Below are 23670 nucleotides of genomic sequence, written 5' to 3'. Positions count from 1 at the left end.
TTAGGTTGGATCGCTAGAGGATGCCGTCGCGCAGCAGACGGTCGACAACACGCTGTGACGCACGTCCGTCGTCATGTGCGTTGAACCTCTTGCGCCAGGCCGCATAGCGGGACGCGTAGGCAGGCTGCCAGCGTTCGGGAGCGACAACGGCATCCACAAGCTCGTCAAGCGTGCGAGTGAGCGGGCCGGGTGCCGCCGCCTCAAAATCAAAGGTGAAGCCACGCTCGGTGCCTCGATACGATTCCAAGTCTGGAACGTAAAAGACAAGCGGCCGTTGCGCAACACTCGCGTCAAACATCACCGACGAATAGTCGGTCACGACGAGGTCACTCGCCAGGAGTAGGTCGTCAACCTCAGGGTAGCGAGAGACGTCACGAACACCGGCCGCGCCGTCGTAGCGACCAAACTCGTGTGTGCGGCTATGCCCTCGCACAAGCACCGTCCACTCTTCGCCGAGGCGCTCGCTCAGGTCGCTGACCCCAACGAGGTCAACCAGTTCACGCGAACTGTCGCGCCATGTTGGCGCATACAGGACAACCTTGCTTGAGGAATCAATCCCAAGTGTCTGCCTTGCGGCGGCTCGGTCGCCTGTGACGAGTTCATCGTTCCGCGGATACCCAACCTGCCAGACCCTGCCACGGAAGCCGTAGGACGCTTTGAGCGTCTTGGTGCTGTGCTCGTTCTGCGTGAGCAGGATGTCCCACCTCGCGCTTTCACGCAGCGTCGCCAAAGCGGTCCTTGCGCTCACTCCTTTGCGCTGTAACGCCAAGCGCTTGAGCATCGTGCCGTGCCAGGTTTGCAGAACCGTCTGGTATGGACGCGGCTTCCAGCGCTTGCGAAGCCAATCGTTCACGACCAACAGTTTGGCGGTTCCGCGAGCCATCCACCACTCGTCGCTGCCCTCGATAATCGCCACTGCGCCGTCAGGCACTTCGACGGAGCGATCACGCACGCTCCAGTAGCGCACGATGTCAGGTCGCTGCCGCGCAATCTCTCGATCAATCGCGGCCGGGTTGCACGTCGCGACCCTGCCATAAAAGCTCTCAAAAAACACCGCGTTTGAGGCAGCGTACGAAGCTGACCGATACGCAGCCTCGCGGCGAGACTGCTCCTGCTCGCTAAGCTCGTCCGAGCCGAGTGGAGGCCCGACGGTAACCGTCACAGCGGCCTGCGCAACGGGACGCGACCTGACCGAGACCCATTCGTCGCGCGCATCCAACGATTCGAGCGCATCTACTCCGGCCGGAGCCGCCCACAGAAGCGGGACAAGGGTACTGCTGTTCGCTCCAGCTGACGACGAAAGACCATGCGGCAGGGTGTCGGCGAGGCCGACCAGATGGTACTCACCGCTTGGCGGAGGCAAGATGCTCCCCCGCGCCGAGGGTGCCCGAAGCTGGATACGCGCCGACCAGTCGCGCCCGCTCACACGGATTGCAGCGGCTCGATCAGCTTGGGCGCCTTCGAGGGCAACACGCGTTGGCTCGCCAAGCGTGCCAACAACCCCCCTCACCGTGAGAATGGGATTGCCGTCACGAGATTCCCAGTCAAGGGAGGAAACAGTCCACGGCACCGTCTGGGGCTGCAACGCCGCGCCAGAAGAGTGAACATCGATACGCCTAGTTGAGGAGACATTGGGGAGAACAGAGCGCACGCGGCGGGTCATGATCTCGGCAAACACGCGCTCTGCGTTCTGGCCGTCGTGCATGCTGAAGTGCCGGGCGGCAAGGCGCTGCGTGCGCTCAACCGAAAGCTGACGGGCAACGGGGTCGCCCCACACCTGGTCAATTTGATCACAAACACCCAACCACGAACTGGCGTGGGCGCCTTCGGTCACCTGCCGATACGGCTCGTACAGCCCCCTCGACTGTTCGTAGGAGGCAAGATCGGGAGCGAACCAGACGATAGGCCCACCAACCAGTGAAAAATCGTAGGCAATTGATGAGTAATCGGTGATGAGCCCGTCAAAGGCAAGCAACGCTGGGGTGATGTGTGGAAGCACATCGCTGCCCATCAGGTGCACGCGTCCGTGTGGGTTCAGTCCACGTTGATAGTTTCCGGCACCAAGCGGATGTGAGCGAATCACGAGCCGCAGCGCGTGACGCTCGGCAAGCGCCTGGAGCGCGAGCCATTCGTCGTCAGTCGGGATGGCGGGGTCGGGATCGCCGTCACGCCAGGTTGGCGCGTACAGGACGAGGGTTTCTGCGGGCGAAAGCGTCATTCCGAGGGCCGAGGCGACCTGCGCCCGCGCGGAGGCTCGCGCTTCCTCTGCGGCTGCGGGGTTCTGCCCAACCGCAAGAACATCGTCCCTTGGGTCTCCCGTTACCGCAAGCTGAGCGTCGGTCAGCCGAAACGCCGAGCGGATGCGCTCCGCGGCAAGCGGCGACGCAACAGGAAACAAGGCGATAGCTTTGGTGCTTCGCCCATAGAGTCGCACGATCAGGGACTTGGCGATGCCTGGCATCCGTGAGGCAAGACCCGTTGTCACCGGCGAATCGAGATGCAATCGCTTCAGTGGGATGCCGTGCCAGAGCTGCACAACGTACGACCCCATCACCCCGTAGCGGTTGACATCGCCGAAGCCGTGCGTCACGACAGAGGTCGCGGCCCGAAGCGTCAGCCAGAGACCGCGAATGCTGTCTCGTTTAGCGACGGGGATTCCGAGGCGAACAGCTGCTGCGCGCTGAGCATCCGAGCTCACCAACCAGACGAGGGAGTGGTCTGGAAGCTGTTCAGAAACGACGCGATACAGCTCAAGGGCGCCCTCGCCGATGCCAGACCCGGAACCAAAAACCCAGCGCTTTGAATCGCGGCGTACACACAGTCGGAGCGGCGCGCTCAGAGCGTATAGCGGCAGTGCGGCAAGCTTGCTCAGGTTTCCCCGGTTGAAGGTAAACCGTGGCACTCTCGCCCTCACATTCTCTGGTATCGCACCGGTACGGCCAATGCGTCTAATACACGTGCGACCGTCACTACAGTATCGCTTTTTGGACTCATAGCAAACATGCAGGACGGGGCCCGACCGCGTGCGGCCGAGCCCCGTTCCTGTACAGAAGGTTTGAGCAACCTGATGGTCTCAGGCACTCGTGTTGGAGGTATTACAACGAGCCGAGAGTCACGTCAACGGTTGTGGTTTTGCCGTCGCGAACGTAGGACAGTTCAACCTTACTGTCGCCCTCAAGGTAACGGACGAGTGCGGTGAGGTCGGTCCGGTTCGTCACCGGGACCCCGTTGAACTTCGTAATCACGTCGCCGGCCTTGATACCCGCTGCCTCTGCCGCACCACCCTTGGTGACTTCTTGGACAAGAGCACCGGCCACGGACGCATCCGCTGCCTGGCTCGAGTCGCCAACTGAAGCACCAAGCAGGCCGTGCGAGACGGTCTTGCCCGCGATGATGTCGTCGGCAACGCGCTTCGCCAGGTTTGCGGGAATCGCGAAGCCAAGTCCGACGCTTCCTGCAGTGCCATCAGCTGAGGATGACGTGCTTGCGATAGCAACGTTGATGCCAATGAGTTTTCCGTCGCCGTTGAGCAACGCACCGCCCGAGTTGCCTGGGTTGATCGATGCGTCAGTCTGGATGACGGGAAGCGCAACGTAGTTCACGGTTCCACTTGACTGGTTGGGCTGATCAAGGTCGAAGTTCCACTGGTCAAGCGGGTTCGAAGGGTCTTGCTCATCCTGCTGGTCCTGCTCTGGGTCGCTCGGGATGGTGGTCGAACCAACCGTGATGCCACGGTTGAGCGCGCTCACAACACCGCTCGTCACCGTTCCTGGCAGGCCAAGCGGCGCACCAATAGCAACGGTCAGGTCGCCAACGTTGAGGTCTTCAGAGTTCGCAAACTCAACGGGTGGCAGATCGGAATTCTCAACCTTGAGTACGGCAAGATCTGCAAGCGGATCAGTGCCAACGACGGTTGCCGGAAGAATCCGACCATCGCTCGTGTGTACCCGGATGACGGCGTTTTTTGCTTCACCGTCAAGGCTCACGACGTGGTTGTTTGTCAGGATGTGGCCGTCTTTATCGATCACAACGCCCGAGCCGCTGCCTGCGGCGGAGTCGCTCTCAACGGTGATGGTAACCACGCTTGGCATGGCAGCCGCAGCAATCGCCGTGACCGCTGAAACGTCACCTGGATTGTTGATTGTTACCGTCTGGGGTCCGGCCTCGCCCTGTACAGTTGTGCCATTTTGAGTGGTGAGGGCTGCGGTGATTCCGGCGCCAGAGGCACCACCGATCAGGGCGGCAATCGCAAGGCCGGCAACAATAAGTCCACCGCGGTTCGGCTTCTTGGCAGCCGAAGCCGCAGCCGGCACACCAAATGCGGCACCGTTACCGGAGCCGTTGCCTGCGCCACCAGCCATTGCGTACTGCGGCTGCTGAGCTGTTGGCTGCTGAGCAGTTGGCTGCTGGGCAGTTGGCTGCTGGGCAGCGGTGTGCGATGCGGTTGGGGTGTGATCGGCCTGCTGCTGGGTTCCGTAGGGATACGGGGCGCCCTGCTGTCCAAGCGGAACGGTCGGCTGCGTGGTCGATGCCTGCTGGGGCGCTTGTGCATAGGGGTTGTGCGCCGCTGGTGCGACCGGTGCCGCTGGGCGGTACGATCCTGCAGGAGCTGGATGCGTGGGTTGAGCAGGCGTCGAAGCCTGCGGTGCGCCGTAGCGAGCCTGCTGAACGGGCTGCTGTGCCGTTGGCTGGGCGCCAGGGATCGCGGCTGGATTCGAGCCAGGGGCGGCAGCGGATGCTTGCCAGCCGTAGTGCTGTTGCGACGGCGCGACGCTCGTTGGGTCGCTGCCAAAGGCTGGAGCGCCTGTTGTCGCCTGCTGCGCCGGCGCAGTGGTTTGTTCGTGGCCCTGCTCGGCTGGAGCTGGGGTGCCCTGCGGTTGACCTTGCTGGCCTACCTCTGGGTCTTGCGGTGCGTTTGAGTTGCTGGGCTGAGGTTCTGCATTGTTCGGGATCTCAGGGTTTGTCATGGTGTTCTCCTTCCACACAATGTCAGAATGCCGTCCGACCCTATGCATTCTATTTGAACGGGCTGCGGGCAGTCTGGAGGTTGCCTTCGAGAATGCAGGAGGCAACAGTCCGCGCGGTTAAGGCAGAGTGTACGCCCCTTTTCAGGAAGCACGCTCGACTGCCGTAGCCTTGAACGATGACAACCATCGACGACCGTCAGCCTCCCATCTCCGGCGCGTGGTCACGCGCAGCGCGAGGCGCCGGATTACTCAGTGACGACGGACAGGTCAGGCCGACCATCTTTGCAGAGATGTCTGCACTCGCGGCCAGTACGGGTTCGCTCAATCTCGGCCAAGGTTTTCCCGACGAGGACGGCCCCGTTGAGGTCACCGAAGCGGCACGGGCTGCGATCAGCGAAGGGCACAATCAGTACCCACCTGGGCGCGGAATCCCCGACCTGCTCTCGGCTATCTCCGAACACCAGCAGCGCTTTTATGGCATCACGATTGATCCTGACACCGAAGTGCTTGTGACGACGGGCGCTACGGAGGCCCTCGCCGCAACGCTGCTCGCGCTACTCGAGCCCGGCGACGAGGTTGTCACGCTTGAGCCCTACTACGACGCATACGGGGCGCTCATCCGTCTCGCTGGAGCGACCCATCGGACCGTCGCGCTGCGGCATCCCCACTACCTACCGAGCCACGCCGACCTCACGGCAGCGATCACGGACCGGACGCGGCTCATCTTGCTCAACACGCCACATAACCCCTGTGGTTCGGTTATGCCAGTCGAAACGCTTGAGCACATCGTGGCGCTTGCAACGGCCAACGACGCCATAATCGTGACCGATGAAGTCTACGAGCACCTCACATTTGGGGTACCGCACATCCCAATCGCCTCGCTCTCCGGCGCGGCGGAACGCACCGTCACCATCTCGTCCGGCGGAAAAACGTTCAACACAACCGGTTGGAAAGTTGGCTGGTTGAGCGCGCCCTCACCGATTATCACCGCGATACAGTCGGTAAAACAGTTCCTCACCTATACCAGCGGGGCACCTTTTCAGCCGGCGATGGCGACCGGACTTCGTCTCCCCGACGAGTTCTTCACCGGCGCTGCGGATACCCTTCGCGCAAAACGCGACCTCCTGAGCGACGGCCTCCGCGCCGCAGGATTCGATGTGTCGACTCCGAGTGGCGGCTATTTTGTTATTGCCGACGCGGCTCCCCTCGGATTTACGGATGCCGTCGACCTGTGCCGAAAACTGCCAGAGCTTGCTGGTGTTGTTGGCGTTCCCGTTGCCGCCTTCTGTAGTGAGGACCGGGCCCCCGAGTATTCGTCGCTCGTGCGCTTCGCGTATTGCAAACGCACTGAGGTGCTCGAAGAGGCCGCAATGCGACTGAGCCGGCTCGGTTAACGCAGTCGTACTGGGGGAAGCGCCACGGGATGTTGTGGCTGGGTTCGAGGCAGAGTCTGGTGCTCAGGCCTTACCGCGAGGCGCAACTTCAAAACGACGCAGGCTCAACGCGGGGTTCACGGTGCGGACTTCCTCGAGTGTCTGGGTCTCAAGAGTCGCGGAGGCGATGCCTTCTTCGTCTGCCAGCGAAGCAAGAGTCACTCCACGCGGGTCGATAATGGCGGAATGTCCAACGGCAACCGGCGGTGCATGGTCAGCGGCAGCGACGAAGACGGTGTTCTCGATTGCCCTTGCTGCCAGTAGCGTCTGCCAATGGGTGGTCTTGAGATCGCCGGCAACCCACTCGGCCGGCACAACGAGCAACGTGGCTCCGGCATCCACAAGCCACCGACTCACTTCGGGGAAGCGGATGTCGTAGCAGGTCTGAAGACCAACCGTACATCCGCCAACATCAAAAACGGGAGCGTCTTCGATTGCGCCAGGCGCGACCCAGTCGCTTTCACGCTGACCAAACGCGTCATAGAGGTGAAGCTTGCGATAGGTGGCCACAAGCTTGCCCGTGGGATCTATCGCGATGAGGGTGTTTGCACACCGATTCGGCTCGTCCTCTGGGTCAAGCGCCTCAACGATTCCGGCAACAAGGTGGATGCCAAGGGCCGCGGCGATCGCCTGGAGACCCGTTACAAATGGTCCGTCAACGGGTTGGGCGGTGTCTACCGTGTGCTGGCCGAGCCGCTTCGTGAAGACCGAGGAGTATTCGGGGAAAACCACGAACTGAGCGCCTGCACCAGCCGCTTCTGTGGCGTACCGCTCGACGGTGACGAGGTTTTCGGCCCAGTTATCTGTCGGATTGAACTGGACAACAGCGACGTCAAGTGTGCTCATGGTTCCAGCCTAGGCGAGACCGCGTGTTCCGCGGCCTCGCCGTTGGGAGAATTAGACGGCTGGAGGGATGGTGCCGTTGCTCCGCAGTGCTGCCTCTGCGAGTCCGTCGCCGAGCGCTTTGACCTCTTTGCGAACGCGGAAGGCAATAATAACCAGCCCGATTCCCAGCACGAGCGCCCAGAATCCGGCAATCCAGACAAGCGCGTGGATGGCGAATGATGGGTCGGCGATGGCGATTGCCGCAACAACGATACTCAGCACGATCGTGAGGATGTTGCTCACGAGCGACCAGCCCCAGCGAGGGTTGATCGAACGAGATTTCAGCGATGCAACAACTCCGTAGATGCCGGCGACAACCGACCAGATGATGAGTGTCCAGATCAGGAAACCACCAACGAGGGCCGCTGCCCAGGCTGGGAGAATGACGATGAAGATTCCGGCAAGCGTGGTGAGGGCACCCTGGGCTAGCGTCCAGCCCCATCCTGGCAAGTCTTTGCGCTGAGAGATTGCTCCGCCAATCAGGAAGATTCCGTCAAGGATGAGGTAGAACCCGATAATGTACGCGAGCACGTTGGTCACGAGGCCCGGCCAACTGAGCGCCACGATTCCAAAGATGACGGCGAAGATTCCGCGGAGGAGGTAGAGCCACCAGATGGCTTTGACTCCCGTTCGAACGGACTGTGCAAATTGTGCTGCTGAGTCTGACATGGCTGCCCCCTGGTCGCGGTTTGCGGTTTTGTATCTTCACTATAGGGCCGGCGCGGCGCGGGTGACGGCCGCCATGCTGCAGATGACACAACATGGCGGCCGTTGGCTCGCCGAAACGATCAAGCGATTACGGCGCGGCGCCTCCCTGAGATCGGAGCGCGCCAGCCAACGCGCTTTCGCTTCTGGCCACGCCCCGGTTTGTGGCGTTTGTCGGTGAGCAATGAACCAAGTGCGAGGCAGGCAGTTCCGAGCGAACCGAGCCACGGGGTCATTCCGCCGAGCGCAAGGCCAGTCACCGTCAGGGGCGTTTCTGGGGGCGGCAGCGTTGCCACTGTTGTCTCGTTTGGCAGGCCGCACGCACCAACATGGATGATGTCGCCCTCGCCCGTTGCACTGTTCTGCCAGGCGAGCGTTTCGACCCAGTAGTAAGTGCCTGCTTTTTCGTATCGATAGCTCGGACTCGAAAAATTGCCTTCGCGGTCAACACGGATTGGCCTGTCGGAGGTGTCAAAGACCCGTTCTTCTGCGGCACACGTTGGCTGTTCGCCCGAAGCTCTGAACAGCTCAAAGGTGAGGAGGAGTTCCGTGTCGGGGTGCGTCGGAATCTCCCCGACAACAGCAGCGGAGTCTCCCCCATCGCCAGGAACGACAACCGTAGGAGATGCTTCAGTTGTCACGGTTGGCCAGCGCAGCTGAACCGTTTCTTCTGGCACCCCATAGTCATCACACCATTCCTCAACAAGTCCGGCGAGGTGATCTGGCTGGTCCTCGTCATAGACGCACCATTGGAAGGTCAGCCATCCGGCAGTTGTCGGCGTCTGCAGGGCCTCGGTTGTCACAGCCTCGAGACCATGCAGCTCGATCAGGGTCTCGCCAATGACCGTCACCCGGGGCTCTTCGGAAACTGGGGTGCCTTCGTCCGTTATTGACGGCTCTGGAGGAGTTGAATCGTCCGAAGTGTGCGCTGGGTCGGCTCCGGTGGCGGTTGACTCCTCCGTAACGCTGGGCCCTTCACGAACAGCTGGAGCGACAGGCGAGCGAACCGGCTCAGTCTCGCTGAAATAACGTGTGCCTCTGAGCACCACGGGCACAGGCTCGCCATCTCGCTCGACCCATCCTCCGCCTTCGAGAAACGGCGTAATGGTGTCCTGAACGGCGTCACCAGGCGCAACGGAGGCCTCGTCAAGTTGCGTACGAAATCGAATCTGCGAGCGCGTGAACTGCGTTTCGGCGGCGAGTCCGTATTCGTGTTGGTAGTGGTAATTGGGTTGGATCGCTTGTACCGCCCGTTCGTCGGCCTGCTCGGCTGCGTCGACGGAACACACATAGGTGTAATAACCGGCCTGTTCAGCGGCCACGCCAAAGTCCACTGGCAGCCACTGCGTCGTTGGATCGAGGTGAGAGGCGCTTGTCACGCTGATCGGTTGACCGATCGGAACCGCATCGTCTGGAGGCAATGCAGAAACGGCAGGCCGTTCAAGGGTTGGACCGTAGGCCCGGCAGACGGCGGTAACGGGAATGTATTCTCCCGAGACGAGCCGACGCCAGGGGCGGCTGCCTTCAGCAAGCGAGAACTTCACGGTGTCGCTGAACGTCGTTCCTCGCTCAACGCGCTCGCTCGGCACCTGCGTCACCACGGTTGGCTCAAAATAGAGCCCCTCACGCGTTGCAGCGTTGGTCAATTCAAACCGAGTGCCGGGATGCTTTGGCCCGGGGCTCGCAACATCTTGGGCGTTCTGCGCCGTGCGCCACACTCGAATTTCGGACGATGGACGATCTGGGGTTGAAAAGACTCCGCTGATGCCCACCTGAAGGCTGTTGAGCTTGTTGTCGGCTTCGTGCATCGTGAAGTTCACGACGGAGCCGTTGCGTACCCCCGAAACCATCCGTGCGCCGGTGTCGCTCGCGGAAGCACCGGTAAATGCCAGCGTTCCGGTTGCATCCTCTGGCACTCCTCGAACGGAGACGATGCCACGCTCGGCAATCTGACGATCGAGGGTGAGCCCGAGCTCGCCTACTCCCGCAACCGGTGTTGGGTTGTAGGCGTTGGCCGCGGCAAGAATTTGGTCTTTGAGAGCAATCACCTGGCCGCGCACGGCGGGATCGGGTATTGCTTCTGCGAGCGCCCAGTGTCCGTCGGAATAATCTGGCACGGATGCGGTGGCAGAGCTCGGATGCCGTGTCCAGATCGAGAGAGCCGTGGCCGCAGCCTGAACCGGGTCTTGTGTTTGCCCCCAGGTTGAAACGATGAAGTTAATTCGCGCCAGCTCGGCAGCGCCCCATGCGTTGTAATCGGCAAGGACACCGGCATCCACCGTTGGCCAAGACGCTTCGGTTGGCGCATACTTGCCCCATTCGAGGCAGTAGGCGATTGACCCGTCCGGTGCAACGTATCCGCCAAACATCGTCAGGTTGTTGTACACCGTGAGCGAGTATCCAGGCCCAGGCTGCAGCACCGCCTGAGCTGACGCAGTTGGCATGATGAGTGTTCCGAGCAACACGCAACCAATGCTGAGCAGGCTCCCTCGCACAAGGCCGAGGTGCCGGCGCCGCGTTCGTGCCCGAGCGGGACCCGGATACGGCGGTTGCCGTTTCCGGCACCTCGCTTGCGATATCTGCCCAACCGCACCTGCGTTCCGCTGTCTTCGCAACACTCTTGACTCCTCACTGTTGACTCAAATTGTGCGGATGCGCGAGACGTGTCCGCGCAAATCACACGGCCACCGCACCCGTCACAACGGTGAGTCGAGCTTGACGTGAACGGAGTCATCGGATTGAAGCTCTCCACAGGCTTGGTAGATTTCTCGCCGAGCATCATCGATTGACGAAAGTCGGGCCCGATTTCATGGGGCAGTCCGTCATTGGTTCCGTCACATAGCGGGCACAATTGGCGGTTTATCAACAGGACGTGAAACCCGTTTCCTAGCTACCTGCCGCGACTGCTATGGGGAGGCGACTCGTGTTCATGCGTTCCAAACAGGACGGTCACGAGCACGGTTAAGTCCGTGCTAGAGTTAGTTCTTGTACCGCGGGGTGGAGCAGTTCGGTAGCTCGCCGGGCTCATAACCCGGAGGTCGTAGGTTCAAATCCTGCCCCCGCAACGAACATCGCATAGCGGTACAAGATGCCCGGTCTCTCGAGACCGGGCATCTTGCGTTCAACCCCAACAAGTCTGGGCTTCCAAACGCCCGCTCAATATCGCGGAGAGAACACCTAGCCCGCCGGGTTAACGACCCGAGCTCGCAACTCCAGCGTCGGCACTTCCCGCGGCGACAACTCCCGCATCAGCACTGTCCGCATCCGCACCGAGCTCGATCATCGTCTGATCAAATAACGCGAGCGGATCGGCATCCCCACCGTTTACCTCGTCGTGCGCATATGAGAGCCAGGCCACGCGCCACGCAACCACAACGGTTTCGGCGAGGAGAAGCGCTTGCATAAACGACAGGTTTGCCTTGCGCTCAAGCACCGGGCTGAGTTCGGACACGAGGGCCCGCTCTTGCCGGGTGACCGCCCCCATGAGTTCTGGTTCGTTAACAAGCAGTCGAGAAATCCGTCGAAACTCTTGGCGATCAACCTCGTTTGCAAAGAATGTTCTGCTGATCTGCAACAGGTTCTTCAACATATCGCTTCGTTCGCCCGGCACAATATCACTTGAGACGAGGGCATCGGTCAGGTCGTGATGCCCAGGCAGAATCGCGTGCTCTTTTGACGAGAAATAACGAAAAAAGGTGCGCTCAGATACCCCGACGTTCGCGGCGATTTGACCGATGGTTGTCGCGGCGAGTCCCTGCCGCTCAACAAGATCAAGAGTCGCCCGTTGCATTGCAAGAACGGTCTGGATTCGATTCTGCTCGCGTGTGCCCATGCTGTGAATGCCCTTCTCGCTCACCTCACTGTAGCGACTCAAGAAAAATTGTCACACTCTGACAGGTTTGACTTACGAAAAATGTCAGAGTGTGACATTATCTGTACGGTCAGATTCAACAGATAGAGGAAATACGTGAAGGACTCGTCCACACAACAGGCCGCTCCCCCAGTTGCCGCCAAAGAACAACCCAGCGCACAAACGCTATCAACCCGGCAAATCACCGGAATTATTGGCGCACTCGCGCTTGCAGCGTTTGTCATGATCCTCAACGAAACCGTCCTCACCGTTGCGCTCCCGGCGATCATGGAAAACTTTCTCATTTCAGCAGACGCCGGCCAGTGGCTCACTACGGGATTCCTGCTCACCATGTCTATCGTCATCCCGATGACGGGCTACCTACTCCAACGATTCACCCAGCGCAGCCTCTTTGTTGTTGCGCTCTGCAGCTTCATCGTTGGCCTCGTCCTTGCTGCCGTCGCACCGAACTTCGCGATCCTACTCATTGCCCGCGTCATCCAGGCCATCGGTACGGCCATCGTCCTACCGCTGCTGATGACCAGCACGCTGTCGCTGGTCCCGGTGAAAAACCGAGGAATGGTGATGGGGCTCAACTCAATCGTCATTTCGGTTGGTCCCGCGATTGGGCCAACGGTTTCGGGCATCATTGTGAGTTCGCTCTCGTGGCGATGGATCTTCGGAATTATGACGCCGCTTGCCCTGCTCATTTTGGTAGCAGGCATCATCTTCATCCGAGTTCCCTCATCGGCAAGAAAACTCCCTGTGGATATCTTCTCCGTTGTGTTGTCAGCGTTCGCCTTTGGTGGACTTGTCTACGCAATCTCGACATTCGGAGCTGCAGCTGAACAACCAACAGCGCCAGCGGTCAGCGGCGGAATTGGGCTCGTTGCACTTGCCCTCTTTATCGTTCGCCAACTCCGCCTCGCGCCAACGGGCCGAGAACTCCTCAACCTCAAACCGTTTCAGAACCGCACCTTTACCCTGAGCGTTGTGCTCATCATGATTGCGATGGGAACGCTCCTCGGCACCGTCGTGATCATCCCGATTGTCTTGCATAACGGAGCCGGGCTGAGCACCATGACCATCGGGTTCATGCTGCTCCCTGGCGGACTTGCCCAGGTCATTGCTGCGCCAATCTTCGGTCGCGTCTTTGACCGGTTTGGTCCGCGTCCTGTGCTCATCCCTGGTGCCATCCTGCTTGCAAGCGGGCAGTGGCTGTTCAGCACCATTACCCTTGGCACCCCGCTCTGGCTCGTTGTGGCGTTCCATGTGGTCTTTAGTGTCGGCCTCGCACTGCTCATGACGGGTCTCCTGTCTTCGGCACTCAGCACGGTTCCGCTGAAGTTATACGGTCACGGCAGCGCCATCTTTAACACGGGGCAGCAACTTGGCGGGGCCATAGGTACGACCATATTTGTGACCGTTCTGAGCGGCATCGCGGCGACCGAAGCCCAGGGTGGCGCGCCCGTCGACGCCGGTCTCTTTGCCGGAGCGCACGCTGCGTTCCTCATCGGCGCAATCGCTGCAACCATCGGCATCGTTTGCGCGCCGTTTATCACCGGGGCAAAACGTCCCTAACCGGCTGAACGGTGGGGTCAGGCAGCCCGTTGCCTCACCCCACCGGCATGAGCAGCGTTCAATCCTTTGCCTCGTTCCGGAGCAGCAACTGGCCGTGCCGAGCATCCACCGGTTTGCCATCCGCAAACGCGATTCTGCCACCGATCAGGACGTGACATACGCCTGTTGCCGCCTGCCACGGGTCGTCATATGTCGCCAGGTCAGCGATGCTATCAGCATCAAAGACCGTGATATCTGCGATCGCGCCAACAGCCAGGATTCCTCGGTCAACAAGACCGAGTCGGCTCGCGGGAAGCGCGGTCATCTTGCGCACGGCATCCGAGAGACCCAGCACCCCACGTTCGCGCACATACCTGGCCAGCACTCGCGGGAAGGTACCAAAGCTCCTGGGATGGGTCGCCCCCTCGCCGTGCGGCACGAGTTCGTCACCATCGCTTGCGACGGACACCAGCGGATGCCGGAGCGCGGTCTCAACATCCGCTTCGTCCATCGCATGGTTGATGATGGGAACGTTGCCATGATGCGCGGCCAGGATCATGAGTGCCGCCTCGGCTGCGTCAACCCCCAGATCCTGACCGATCTGCACCAGGCTACGCCCGCGTTCGTTCTGGAACGGACCGGGGTCAAGCTCCGCGAGCACAATTCCAGCCGGGTCGAAGTCAACCCCAAACCGAGCGTCAAGCGCCGCATGAATGTGGCGGCGTTGTTCCGGGTCGCTCAACCGCTCAACGAGCAACTCAAAACCGCCATCAAGCGCCCACGTTGGCAGGCGGGAAGCGAGGGTCGTTCCCGAAGCGGTATAGGGATACACGTCGGCGGCAACGTCAACGCCTCTCGCCACGGCGGCGTCAAGGAGCTCGAGCGCCTCGCGCACTTTGCCGTGATTCGCCGGCCCCATGGCCTTGATATGTGAGATTTCGAGCCTTGCTCCCGCGTATTCTGCCGCGTTAAGAGCTTCGGTTACGGCTTCAAGCAGATGGGACGTTTCGTCACGCATATGGGTTGAGTAGAGCAGCCCTTCCTCAGCCGCAACCCGCACCAGTTCGTTAATTTCCGCGGTGCTTGCAAACGAACCGGGAGCGTAGATGAGCCCCGTCGAGAACCCCCAAGCGCCTTGCTCGGCTGCCGTTCGAATGTACTGACGCATCAGTTCGATTTCGGCGGCGCTTGCCGCGCGTTCGGCACCCCCAACTGCGGCAAGCCTGACGGCAACGTGCCCAACCTGCGGGAGGATGTTGACCGCTGGCTGCGCTCTGCCAACGACACGAGCGAATCCGGCAAGGTCGTCCCAGTCCCAGCTTGGGGCGCCGGCAAGGAATCCTCCCCACCGCTTGGCCTCAGCAGCATCCACAACGGGAAAGGGCGACCAGCCGCAGTTTCCGGTCAGGATGCTGGTGACGCCCTGGGCAAGCAACCCAGTCGCTTCTGGCCAGCGCTCAACCGTGTAATCGGCATGCGAATGCAGATCGATAAAGCCGGGCGAGACGGCGAGCCCCCGAGCATCAACAACAGTCTCGGCGCTCAGCTTCTCGGCTGAGATGGCAGCAATTCTGCCACCGGCAATTCCAACATTTGCCACAACCGCTTCGGCCCCGGTGCCGTCATATACATGCCCACCCTCGATGACAAGCTCGAGGGCGGTCATCGCGCGGAAGCGGTGTCGGCTATCAGGGTGAACGATTCGGTCGAGCGCTCCGCAACATAGGCTTCATCAACGGTGTATCCGATGCCTGCGCCGGTTGGCACCGCTACGCTTCCCTGCACCGCAACGATCGGCTCGGTTGTGATGTCCCGCGCATAATATTTTGCCGAGGCTGACACGTCAGAGGGCATCACAAATCCGGGAAGGGAGGCGAGCGCAATATTTGTGGCTCGGCCTACTCCAAACTCGTGCATCCCGCCACACCACACGGGGATTCCCGCTGCCCGACACACATCGTGGGCTTCCTTCGCGGTGCTCAGGCCCCCCATACGCGACACCTTAATGTTGAGTACCCGACCGGCATCCAGCCGAAGGGCTGTTCGCAAATGATCTACTTCTTCGACTGACTCGTCGAGACAAATTGGCGTCTGTATGTTGGCCTGCAGGCGAGCGGAAGCGAGCATGTTCGCCGGCGCAAACGGTTGCTCAATCATCGTGAGCCCATATGAGTCGAGTTCGGTCAGCGCGGCGAGGTGTTCTGCCGCCTCGGTATAGACCCCATTTGCATCAACGTGCAGGGCGATATCACCAAACCGTTCCCGGACAGCGCGCACTGGCGCAACGTCCCAACCCGGTGCGATCTTCAGCTTGATCCTGCCGTAACCAGCCTCGACCTGGCCGGCGACCGTCTCAAGCAATTGCTCAACCGTCGGTTCGATGCCAAGCGAGACGCCAGCTTCGATGTGAGTTGCGGTGCCGCCGAGTGCGGCAGAGAGCGAGACGTGTGCAACTCGAGTCGAGAGGTCCCAGACCGCCGATTCGAGGCCGGCTCTTGCAAAACTGTTTCCCCTCACTTTTGCCCAGGTGCGGATGGCAGCAGCAGGGGCTTCTGCTGGGTCGCCAAGTTCGACCCCGAGCAACGAGGGCAGGAGCTCCTGAGCCAGGATGAACCGACAGGTATCGGTTGTTTCGGGAGAAAAGAACGGATGCGATGGCGAGGCGACTTCACCCCAGCCCTCGTTTCCGGCCTCGTCAACAAGACGGATGAGCAGATGCTGAAGGTGTCGCTTGCGATGCGAACTCGTTTCAAACGAGTGCACAAGCGGCAGTTCAACCGTGTGAACGTCTGCGCTGACGATCCTCATGGACTACTCCTTAATCAAGACTGTTGTCGTAATACAGTTCAAGTTCTGTGCTGAGCCGGTCTCGCTCGTGGAGGCGACGTCCCGCACCCTTTGCGCTGGCCGCGGTGATTGAGGCAATGAGATGAAGCGCAAGCACAAGCGCCGTCGGTGAGTTGGTGTAGCTCGCACTGCCGGTCGCCACAACCACCTGCACCTCCGCAAATGGCGCGAGCGGCGAGTTTGGCGAGTCGGTGATAAGCACCACAACTCCCCCGGCTTCGGCAAAACGCTGCGCGATGCTGATGGTGTCCCGCCGGAACCGGCTGAGCGACACCACAACAAGGACGTCGGTTGCCCGAACGTCGCTCAATAAACTGAGCGCGTCGGAGCTAGACGAACCGACCAGCGCGATATGCGTCAGGCTGGCATCAAGGTCGCCAGCGAGCAAGGTCGCGTAGCCCCTCGATTTGCCCGACCCAAGGATGAAACGCCTGCGGGCCTTCACGATAAGCGCCGAGGCATGCTCAATCGAGCTATCCGACTGCACTGCTTCAACTGCCGCAAGCATCGAGTCGCGTTCCGCTTGGGCGATGCGAGCTTTGAGCACGGTTGCGCTCCTGCGCTGGAGCCGCGCATCGAAGCGTTCGTGTGGCGTCGCAAACTGGTCTGCTGCTTGCTCGCTCATACCGTGGCCTTTCCCGCCGTTGGCTGCGCCATTGTGCCAAAACGATAGATCGCTGAGCCGTCACCCTGCCGTTCGCAGGAGCTGAGGATACCTCCGCCGGCAAACCCGGCTTCCAACTCGCTCCGAACCCTGGCAGAGACGGCGGAGGCGGTCTCTGGATCGGTGATCCGAAGCTGGCGAATACCGGCGGGAACCGTCACGCCCGGCTGCCCTGCGCTCTCCGGTTGTTGGGCGGCATCGCTGTTGAGGGCCCACTCGATGAGGATGCGGTCAGACCCGTCATCTTGGTAGTAGTCGGGGTAGAACCGGATGCCGTTTCCGCCGAGCACGTTGAGGTTGAAGTGCCCGTTGCGGACGTCGGTTGGGTCGTAGGTCCAACGCATCCGGGAGAATCCCATGCCACGCGCGAGTTCGGCCTGTGTCTGCTTCAGCTGGCGGCCGAGGCCTTTGCCTTGCGCTTCAGGCGCGATTGCGGCTGCCTGCGAGTAGTGGAAAAATCCGTTGCCGTCGTGTCCGGTGAAGCCGTAGATGAGCCCAACGAGCGCGTGCTGTGGCGTAACCGCGCCAAGAACGATACCCCCGTTGTCAACGAGACTTCGCATCAGCCGGGGCGAGAGCCCGGTGGTTGAGCTATCGTAACCAAAAACGTTTCGGTACAGCGCTGAGGCCTGTCCAAGCTCGTCGCCGCTCGACAGCACGCGAATCTGCAAGTCGGATTGTGACTCACCGGTCATTGAACACCTTTGTTATATAAGAAACGCATCTTGCGAGCCAAGCTGCCAATTTCTTTGAAATTATGCCTATTGTGCTTGCCTCAAGTCACGGATAGGTTACATATCTATGAACATACACCTCAGTTCAGACGAGTCGCAAGCCCTTTTGGACCGTCTCACTACCCGCCTCAGACGGTACGTCGAGCACGAATCCCCCACTGGCGACAGCGCACGGCTCGATTCGCTCGGAGCCATCATCGCCGATGACTTCCGCGCGCTCGGGGCGACAGCAGAAACACATCCATCAGACACCGGCAATCACTGGACAATCTCGGTGCCAGGCGCAGGCACCCGCGCAGATGAGTTGCCGCTCCTCTTCCTCGCCCATCACGACACGGTATGGCCCGTCGGCCGCCTCGCAGAGGCCCCCGTTATCATCGAAGACGGCTGGTTTCACGGGCCGGGAAGCTACGACATGAAGGGCGGCATCGTCGCGCTGCTTGAAGCGATAGCAATCGCACAGCAGTCCTCAACTGACCGACGCCCGCTTCGCGTGCTCCTCGTCGCGGACGAAGAGATCGGCTCTCCGACCGCACGCCACCTCGTCGAGGCGCAGCGGGGCGCGGTGTACGCCGCGATCGGGCTCGAGCCTCCTCATCCCGGCGGCGGCATCAAAACGTCGCGCTGGGGTAGCACCCGCATCAGGCTGAGCGTGACAGGGCGCGAGGCCCATGCGGCACTCGACCCGGCATCCGGCGTCTCGGCAATCGATGAGCTTGTTGACCAACTCGTATGGCTCCGCTCACAGGTTGAGGGGGTCGACGGGATGCTCTGCAACGTGGGTTCAATCACCGGCGGCACCCGCGCAAACGTTGTTCCAGGGCGCGCCAGCGCAGAGATTGGGCTGCGCTTTACGAGCGCAGCGGTTGAGGCTGAACTACTGCCGAAGCTCCTCTCGCCCTCCCCAGTGCGGGCCGGAGCGATCGTCGTCGCCGAACTCCTCTCGAACCGCCCGTGCTGGGAAGCCTCCGACGTCGCTGCCGAACTCATCGGCGCCGTTGAACGGGCATCCGAAGCCGTTGGCATCACGTTCAGCCATGGGCCAGCTGCAGGGGCGGCTGACACCAACATCACCGGATCTCTTGGCATCCCAAGTATCGACGGGCTCGGTCCTGACGGCAGGGGCGCGCACGCTCCGAACGAGGCAATTCTTGTTGCCTCGCTCGGCCAACGGGCACGGTTGCTGGCCGAGATTTGGCACCTGGCGTAGTCAGGGAATACACCAACCCACCTCAATCGCCCGTGCTGAGCTCCAGCGACTGAACGCGCGGCGGATGCAGCGGATGCAGCGTGATCGCGACGTTCAGGACTCCGCCGCTCCCCCGCACACGCCAGTTGGCCGCAGCCGCTGTCGGGTATTCAACGTCTTCGATACGAAATGGCCGACCGATTTCCGCCACAACGTGTTCGATGTTCGACCGCCGAAGCGCGTAGGGCAGGTCAGCCGCAACGTTGCTTGTGAACACCTCGTCTGCACGCTCATCGCTCCAAGCACCAATAAGGTCGGTCACCAGGTCAACGGCCCGTTGAGTTTCTGGCCACGGCGCTCCCGCCTTGCCCCGCTTCGACCTGTTCTGGAGTCCAGCGGATGCGGTTGCATCCGCCCCCTCCGCATCCAGCAGAACCGCCCTAACCGGCTCAAACACGCCAGCGTAGGTTCCGTTCTCAAACCCAACCGCAACCGTGCCAGAGTCGATGCGCCAGCGCATATGCGAGCTAAACCCTGGGTAGCCTCCAGAGTGAGAAACCACCGTACCAAGCGCAGGGTCCTGCTCGACAAACACCCCGAAGCCATAGCCAATGACGAGGTCAGGGCTCGGCCGCTGAACCCAAGAGGTCTGCATTTCTCGTCGCGAGCTGGCGGACAATACCTCGTCGGAAGCGCCGGGCGCGAACGCATCTGCCAGCCACTGTCCCCAGCGAATGAGCTCAGCAGCAGAGGCAAATAACCCACCGATGGGCGAAAACGCGCCGGGGCCCGTGAGCGGCTGGTCAACCCAGGTTTCTGCCTGGTATGAGAATCCAACGGCGGTGTCCCTCGTTGGATCGACAGCAAAGCGAATCGAGTCGAGCCCAAGCGGCTTGAGCACAAACTGCTCAACCTGCGTGGTGAACGGCTGGCCGCAGATCTCCTCAGCGATGCGACCTAAGATCGCGTAGCCAAGATTTGAATATTCGTACTGGGTCCCCGGCTCCGCAATAAATCGGACGCCGCCGGCGAGCAACGCGTCGAGCGCTGACTGCCCAAGCGATTCTTGCCGGTCGGCCCACTCATTATCGGTCGCAAACCCGGCGCTCATCGTGAGCAGCATCCGCGGAGTTGGGGTCGTGCTGAACTCATCCGGCAGCAGCAGGTTGAGGGGGCCTTGGAGCAGACTCGTGATCGGGGCGTCAAGATCAAGCAGTCCGGCATCCCTGAGCTGCAGTATGCGTGCGGCGGTAAACGATTTTGTGCACGACGCAATACGAAACTGCGTGTCGAGCGCAGGCTCGGTTCCCCCACCGCTGTCGCCACTGCTTCCGCAGCGAAGGCCTCCCTGCGCGTCAGCTACGGCAAGGAACGATGCGGGGGCTTTCAGCGCCGCAACGCGTCCGGCCGCAAGCTGCGACAGGCGTTCATCCGGCCGGGCATCACCGCTGGCCCTAGACATGCTGCAAAAAATCCTTCAACACCAGTTGCCCACCATCAATTGAGGATGCAGGCACGCGCTCGTCGATCCCGTGAACACCCGCAGAGGTGCGGCCATCAGGGTCAGCGGTCAGCGGCGTGAACCCAAAGGTTTCAATCCCGAGAGCCGCAAACGCTTTTGCATCGGTTCCGCCGCCCATACACACGGGAACAACAACGCCATCGGGATTCGAACGAAGCACCGCATCACGCATTGCAAGAAACCAGGGTGAGTGCGGCGACGACGAGACTGGCGACTGGTGCGATAGGAACTCCCTCGTCACGTTTTCGCCGAGCAGCTCATCGATCGTGTCAAGCACAAACTGCTCGGTGCCTGGCAGGCAACGCACATCAACGTCGGCCTCGGCAGACCCAGGAATAACGTTGGTCTTATAACCGGCACGCAGCACAGTAGTTGTTGCCGAGCAGCGGATGGTCGCGCGTGCGACATCTCCAGCCTCACCAAGCACCTCAATCGCGGCCATGATGCCGTCCTCAGTCTCAAGATCAGGCTCGTGGCCGAGTGCCGTCGACCCCACCGAAATATAGTCGCGCACCGTTTCGGTGAGCTGAATAGGCCAGGTAAAAGAGTTGATGCGGTAGCAGGCCCCAAGGAGGCGTGTGATCGCGCTGTCGGGCTGCGGGCGCGAGCCGTGGCCTGGAACGCCCTCTGCGCGAAGCCGCATGTGCAGGGTGCCCCGCTCGCCCGTCGCGATTGGGTACAGCGTCACGGTGCTCCCGTCGGCGGCAGGAAGTGGGGTTGCGTTGCCACCAGACTCCCCAATTGCGCATTCAACCCCTCTGAACAGCTCTGGATGCTCGGCGACAAGCCACAACGCGCCGTACTCGCCTTTGTCTTCCTCGTCAGCTACAAAGACCACAACAACATCCCGCTGTGGCCGCACTCCCTCACTCGCCCACTCGAGCAGCGTTTTGAGCGTCATCGCGACCATGTCCTTCATATCGGCCGCGCCGCGCCCGTACACGTAGCCATCCTCGACCCGGCCGTCGAAGGGGTCACGGGTCCACTCAGCGGCGTCGGCAGGCACAACATCCGTGTGCGCGTGCACAAGGATGCCGGGAAGCTCAGGATGCTCGCCCTCCACCCGGACAACAACGGAGGCACGTTCCTCGGTTGGGCCGAGCAGATGCGGTTCGTATCCCGCCTCAGCAAGAAGGGAAAAAATGTACTCAGCGATGTCCCGTTCTCCGGCACTCTTGCCCTCGCCAAAATTTGACGTATCGAAGCGGATAAGCTGCGCGCACAGGGCTGACGCTGCTGGAATCGACCACATTTTGCTCCTTTCGAGTAGCACCGCGACGTTGCGGCACCAACTCAGTATATTGATGCCTTGCGTTTCGTATGCTTGTTTTGTAAGTTGTAACCATCAATCCCAATGGTGGTGTTGCTTTCCTCGATTTTCTGCGGAAACTAGACATAGCCTTTCGGCGATTGGGTCGCAGAGACAGTACCAAGACTGCAAACTTGTGAAACGTAAGAGGAAGTAGTGCTACATGAATACACCAGACGCTTCATCCACAACACCACGAGGGAGAAAGCATCGCGGTCGCCGCTTTGCGGCAGCCCTCGGGGCCGTTGCAATCGGCGTAGTGGGAGTCGGCTCAGCAACATCAACCGCAACCGCAGCTGACCGCCCCAACATCCGCGTTGCTATGGTTGGCGAGATCGACTCGCTCAACCCCTTTATCGCCATTCTCGCGAGCAGCACAGCCCTCCTCGCCTATCAGTACGAGCCCCTCGTGCAGTTCGCCGCAAGCGACAACGCCGTCGCCCCAGGCATGGCAGACAGCTGGGAAACCTCGGACGACGCAAAGACGTGGACCTTCAAACTCGATCCAGACGCAAAATGGTCAGACGACGAGCCCATCACGAGCGAAGACGTTGTCTGGACCATCGAGGCGATCAAGGAAAACGACGCCCTCAAGCAGGCATACGGCGCACTCCTCGAAAACATTGACACGGTGAGCGCGCCAGACGACACCACTGTTGTTATGGAGCTGAGCGCTCCGCAGGCATCAAACCCAGGCGTTGAGCTTCCCATCGTTCCTGAACACGTCTGGTCAACAATCGACGACCCAGCCGCGTACCCCAACGACTCAGACACCGTCGGATCTGGCCCCTTCATCATCACCAAGTACTCGAAGACCGGCGGCGTAGAGCTCAAGGCAAACGATAACTACCGCGAAGGCGCACCAAAGGTTGGCGGGGTCATCTACGTTCCGTTTAAGAACTCGGATGCCTCGGTGCAGGCCCTCAAGACCGGCGAGGTTGACATCGCCGCTGACCTCACGCCAGCCCAGTACAAGGCACTCGAGTCGGTCGACAACATCACCGCCATCGCGGGAACCGGCCGCCGCTACACGGCCATCGCGATCAACCCTGGAGCAATGGATTCCGCAGGCCAGCCGATGGGCGACGGCAACCCCGTGCTGCAAGACCCCATTGTTCGCCAGGCCATCGTGCGCGCAATCGACAGCTCAACGCTGCTCGACAAGGTCATGCAGGGTCTTGGCGACCCGGCAACCGCCGAAATTCCCCCGACCTACCCGCTGTACCACTGGAACGCCAGCGAGCTGCCCTACAGCTTCGACCCTGCTGCCGCAAACAAGCTGCTCGACGACGCCGGCTACACCAAGGGTGCCGACGGAATCCGCGTTGATAAGTCTGGCAACCCCATCCAGCTTCGCCTCATGGGACGCTCAACCGACCCAACCCACCAGCAGATGGTTGACTACATCAAGCCGTGGCTGAAGGACATCGGAATCGGTATCACGAGCGAGATGAAGGCGCCAGCACAGGTCAACGATGATTCGACCCTCGGCAACTACGACCTGTACTTCACCGGTTGGGGAATGGGCCCAGACCCTGACTTCCAAATGTCGATCAACCTCTGCTCGTCGCGCCCCAACGCCGACGGCACGGGAGCCACGAGCGAGTCGAACTGGTGCTCGCCGGAATTCGATGAGATGTACGCGAAGCAGCACGCAGAGCTCGACCAGGAGAAGCGCAGCGAATACGTGGTTGAGGCCCAGAAGCTCATCTACAACGCAGCAGTCAACAACGTGCTCTACTACCAGAAGTCGCTCCAGGCGTACCGATCCGACCGCTTTGGTGACTTCGTACGCCAGCCGGAAGGCGAGGGTGTTATCCTCGGCCAGAACGGCCCGTGGGGTCTGTACTCGGCAACTCCGATTGAGTCAACGACCTCCGGCGGAGAATCAGGCGGCGGTGCAAACCCCCTCTGGTGGATCATCGGTGGAGTTGTAGTTATTGGAGTCGTGACCGTCATCGTTGTGTCACGCCGCCGCGGCGCTTCAGCGGATAACAAGGAGTAA

Annotated in this window: 16 protein-coding genes and 1 tRNA gene; 5 read left to right on the top strand and 12 right to left on the bottom strand. The window is 61.0% G+C overall.

The genetic code is table 11. From position 1 onward, the window contains the following. Nucleotides 1-13: 13 nt before the first annotated feature. Nucleotides 14-2902 (bottom strand): CDP-glycerol glycerophosphotransferase family protein, encoded by a 2889-nt coding sequence (locus tag FHX76_RS00580; protein WP_167146534.1) that lies wholly within the window; start codon nt 2900-2902, stop codon nt 14-16. A 193-nt stretch (nt 2903-3095) separates the two neighbouring features. Beyond that, the gene (locus tag FHX76_RS16170) at nt 3096-4967 is read right to left on the bottom strand and encodes a S1C family serine protease (protein ID WP_167146531.1); all 1872 of its coding nucleotides are present in this window, start codon (nt 4965-4967) and stop codon (nt 3096-3098) included. A 176-nt stretch (nt 4968-5143) separates the two neighbouring features. On the opposite strand from FHX76_RS16170, the gene FHX76_RS00570 reads away from it, so the two are divergent. Then, entirely contained in the window at nt 5144-6361 is a 1218-nt protein-coding gene (locus tag FHX76_RS00570; RefSeq protein WP_167146528.1) for an aminotransferase class I/II-fold pyridoxal phosphate-dependent enzyme, read from the top strand. A gap of 63 nt (nt 6362-6424) precedes the next feature. Here the strand turns inward: FHX76_RS00570 and FHX76_RS00565 are convergent, their stop codons facing one another. From FHX76_RS00565 to FHX76_RS00555, 3 genes are all read right to left on the bottom strand, one after another. Beyond that, the gene (locus FHX76_RS00565; RefSeq protein WP_167146526.1) at nt 6425-7246 is read right to left on the bottom strand and encodes a carbon-nitrogen hydrolase family protein; all 822 of its coding nucleotides are present in this window, start codon (nt 7244-7246) and stop codon (nt 6425-6427) included. A 51-nt stretch (nt 7247-7297) separates the two neighbouring features. After that, nucleotides 7298-7954, bottom strand: coding sequence for an HdeD family acid-resistance protein (locus FHX76_RS00560; RefSeq protein WP_167146523.1), 657 nt, complete (start codon nt 7952-7954; stop codon nt 7298-7300). A 119-nt stretch (nt 7955-8073) separates the two neighbouring features. Then, nucleotides 8074-10455 (bottom strand): hypothetical protein, encoded by a 2382-nt coding sequence (locus FHX76_RS00555; protein WP_167146520.1) that lies wholly within the window; start codon nt 10453-10455, stop codon nt 8074-8076. A 526-nt stretch (nt 10456-10981) separates the two neighbouring features. Between FHX76_RS00555 and FHX76_RS00550 the strand changes: the two genes are divergently transcribed. Then, nucleotides 10982-11055 (top strand) — tRNA-Met (locus FHX76_RS00550). 125 nt (nt 11056-11180) lie between these two features. On the opposite strand, the gene FHX76_RS00545 is transcribed toward FHX76_RS00550, so the two are convergent. Further along, the gene (locus tag FHX76_RS00545) at nt 11181-11864 is read right to left on the bottom strand and encodes a TetR/AcrR family transcriptional regulator (RefSeq protein ID WP_167146517.1); all 684 of its coding nucleotides are present in this window, start codon (nt 11862-11864) and stop codon (nt 11181-11183) included. Between the two features lie 93 nt (nt 11865-11957). Between FHX76_RS00545 and FHX76_RS00540 the strand changes: the two genes are divergently transcribed. Next, nucleotides 11958-13421: an MDR family MFS transporter gene (locus tag FHX76_RS00540; protein WP_341777816.1), complete on the top strand. Its 1464-nt coding sequence runs from the start codon at nt 11958-11960 to the stop codon at nt 13419-13421. A gap of 58 nt (nt 13422-13479) precedes the next feature. On the opposite strand, the gene FHX76_RS00535 is transcribed toward FHX76_RS00540, so the two are convergent. The 4 genes from FHX76_RS00535 to FHX76_RS00520 are packed head-to-tail and all read right to left on the bottom strand — an operon-like array spanning nt 13480 to nt 17606. After that, the gene (locus tag FHX76_RS00535) at nt 13480-15066 is read right to left on the bottom strand and encodes an N-acyl-D-amino-acid deacylase family protein (protein ID WP_167146501.1); all 1587 of its coding nucleotides are present in this window, start codon (nt 15064-15066) and stop codon (nt 13480-13482) included. Continuing rightward, entirely contained in the window at nt 15063-16208 is a 1146-nt protein-coding gene (gene menC / locus FHX76_RS00530; RefSeq protein WP_167146498.1) for an o-succinylbenzoate synthase, read from the bottom strand. The genes FHX76_RS00535 and menC overlap by 4 nt, the downstream gene beginning before the upstream one ends. Before the next feature lie 10 nt (nt 16209-16218). After that, nucleotides 16219-16872, bottom strand: a complete 654-nt coding sequence (locus tag FHX76_RS00525) for a MurR/RpiR family transcriptional regulator (RefSeq protein WP_167146495.1) — start codon at nt 16870-16872, stop codon at nt 16219-16221. After that, the gene (locus FHX76_RS00520) at nt 16869-17606 is read right to left on the bottom strand and encodes a GNAT family N-acetyltransferase (protein ID WP_167146492.1); all 738 of its coding nucleotides are present in this window, start codon (nt 17604-17606) and stop codon (nt 16869-16871) included. The genes FHX76_RS00525 and FHX76_RS00520 overlap by 4 nt, the downstream gene beginning before the upstream one ends. A gap of 106 nt (nt 17607-17712) precedes the next feature. Here FHX76_RS00520 and FHX76_RS00515 point away from each other — a divergent pair, with 106 nt between their 5' ends. Continuing rightward, a complete protein-coding gene (locus FHX76_RS00515; RefSeq protein ID WP_167146489.1) occupies nt 17713-18855 on the top strand; it encodes a M20/M25/M40 family metallo-hydrolase in 1143 nt (380 codons plus the stop codon). Between the two features lie 22 nt (nt 18856-18877). On the opposite strand, the gene FHX76_RS00510 is transcribed toward FHX76_RS00515, so the two are convergent. Both FHX76_RS00510 and FHX76_RS00505 read right to left on the bottom strand, forming a co-directional pair. Beyond that, nucleotides 18878-20296 carry a serine hydrolase domain-containing protein gene (locus FHX76_RS00510; RefSeq protein ID WP_167146487.1) on the bottom strand — a complete coding sequence of 473 codons (1419 nt, stop codon included), beginning with the start codon at nt 20294-20296 and terminating at the stop codon, nt 18878-18880. After that, nucleotides 20289-21608: a M20/M25/M40 family metallo-hydrolase gene (locus FHX76_RS00505; protein WP_167146484.1), complete on the bottom strand. Its 1320-nt coding sequence runs from the start codon at nt 21606-21608 to the stop codon at nt 20289-20291. Before FHX76_RS00505 ends, FHX76_RS00510 begins: the two co-directional genes overlap by 8 nt. A gap of 220 nt (nt 21609-21828) precedes the next feature. On the opposite strand from FHX76_RS00505, the gene FHX76_RS00500 reads away from it, so the two are divergent. Next, on the top strand, nt 21829-23670 hold the full coding sequence (locus FHX76_RS00500) for an ABC transporter substrate-binding protein (RefSeq protein WP_167146481.1): 1842 nt from the start codon (nt 21829-21831) through the stop codon (nt 23668-23670).

This window comes from Lysinibacter cavernae (assembly GCF_011758565.1).
Lineage (GTDB): Bacteria > Actinomycetota > Actinomycetes > Actinomycetales > Microbacteriaceae > Lysinibacter > Lysinibacter cavernae.
This window is presented reverse-complemented; position numbering and strand designations above follow the sequence as displayed.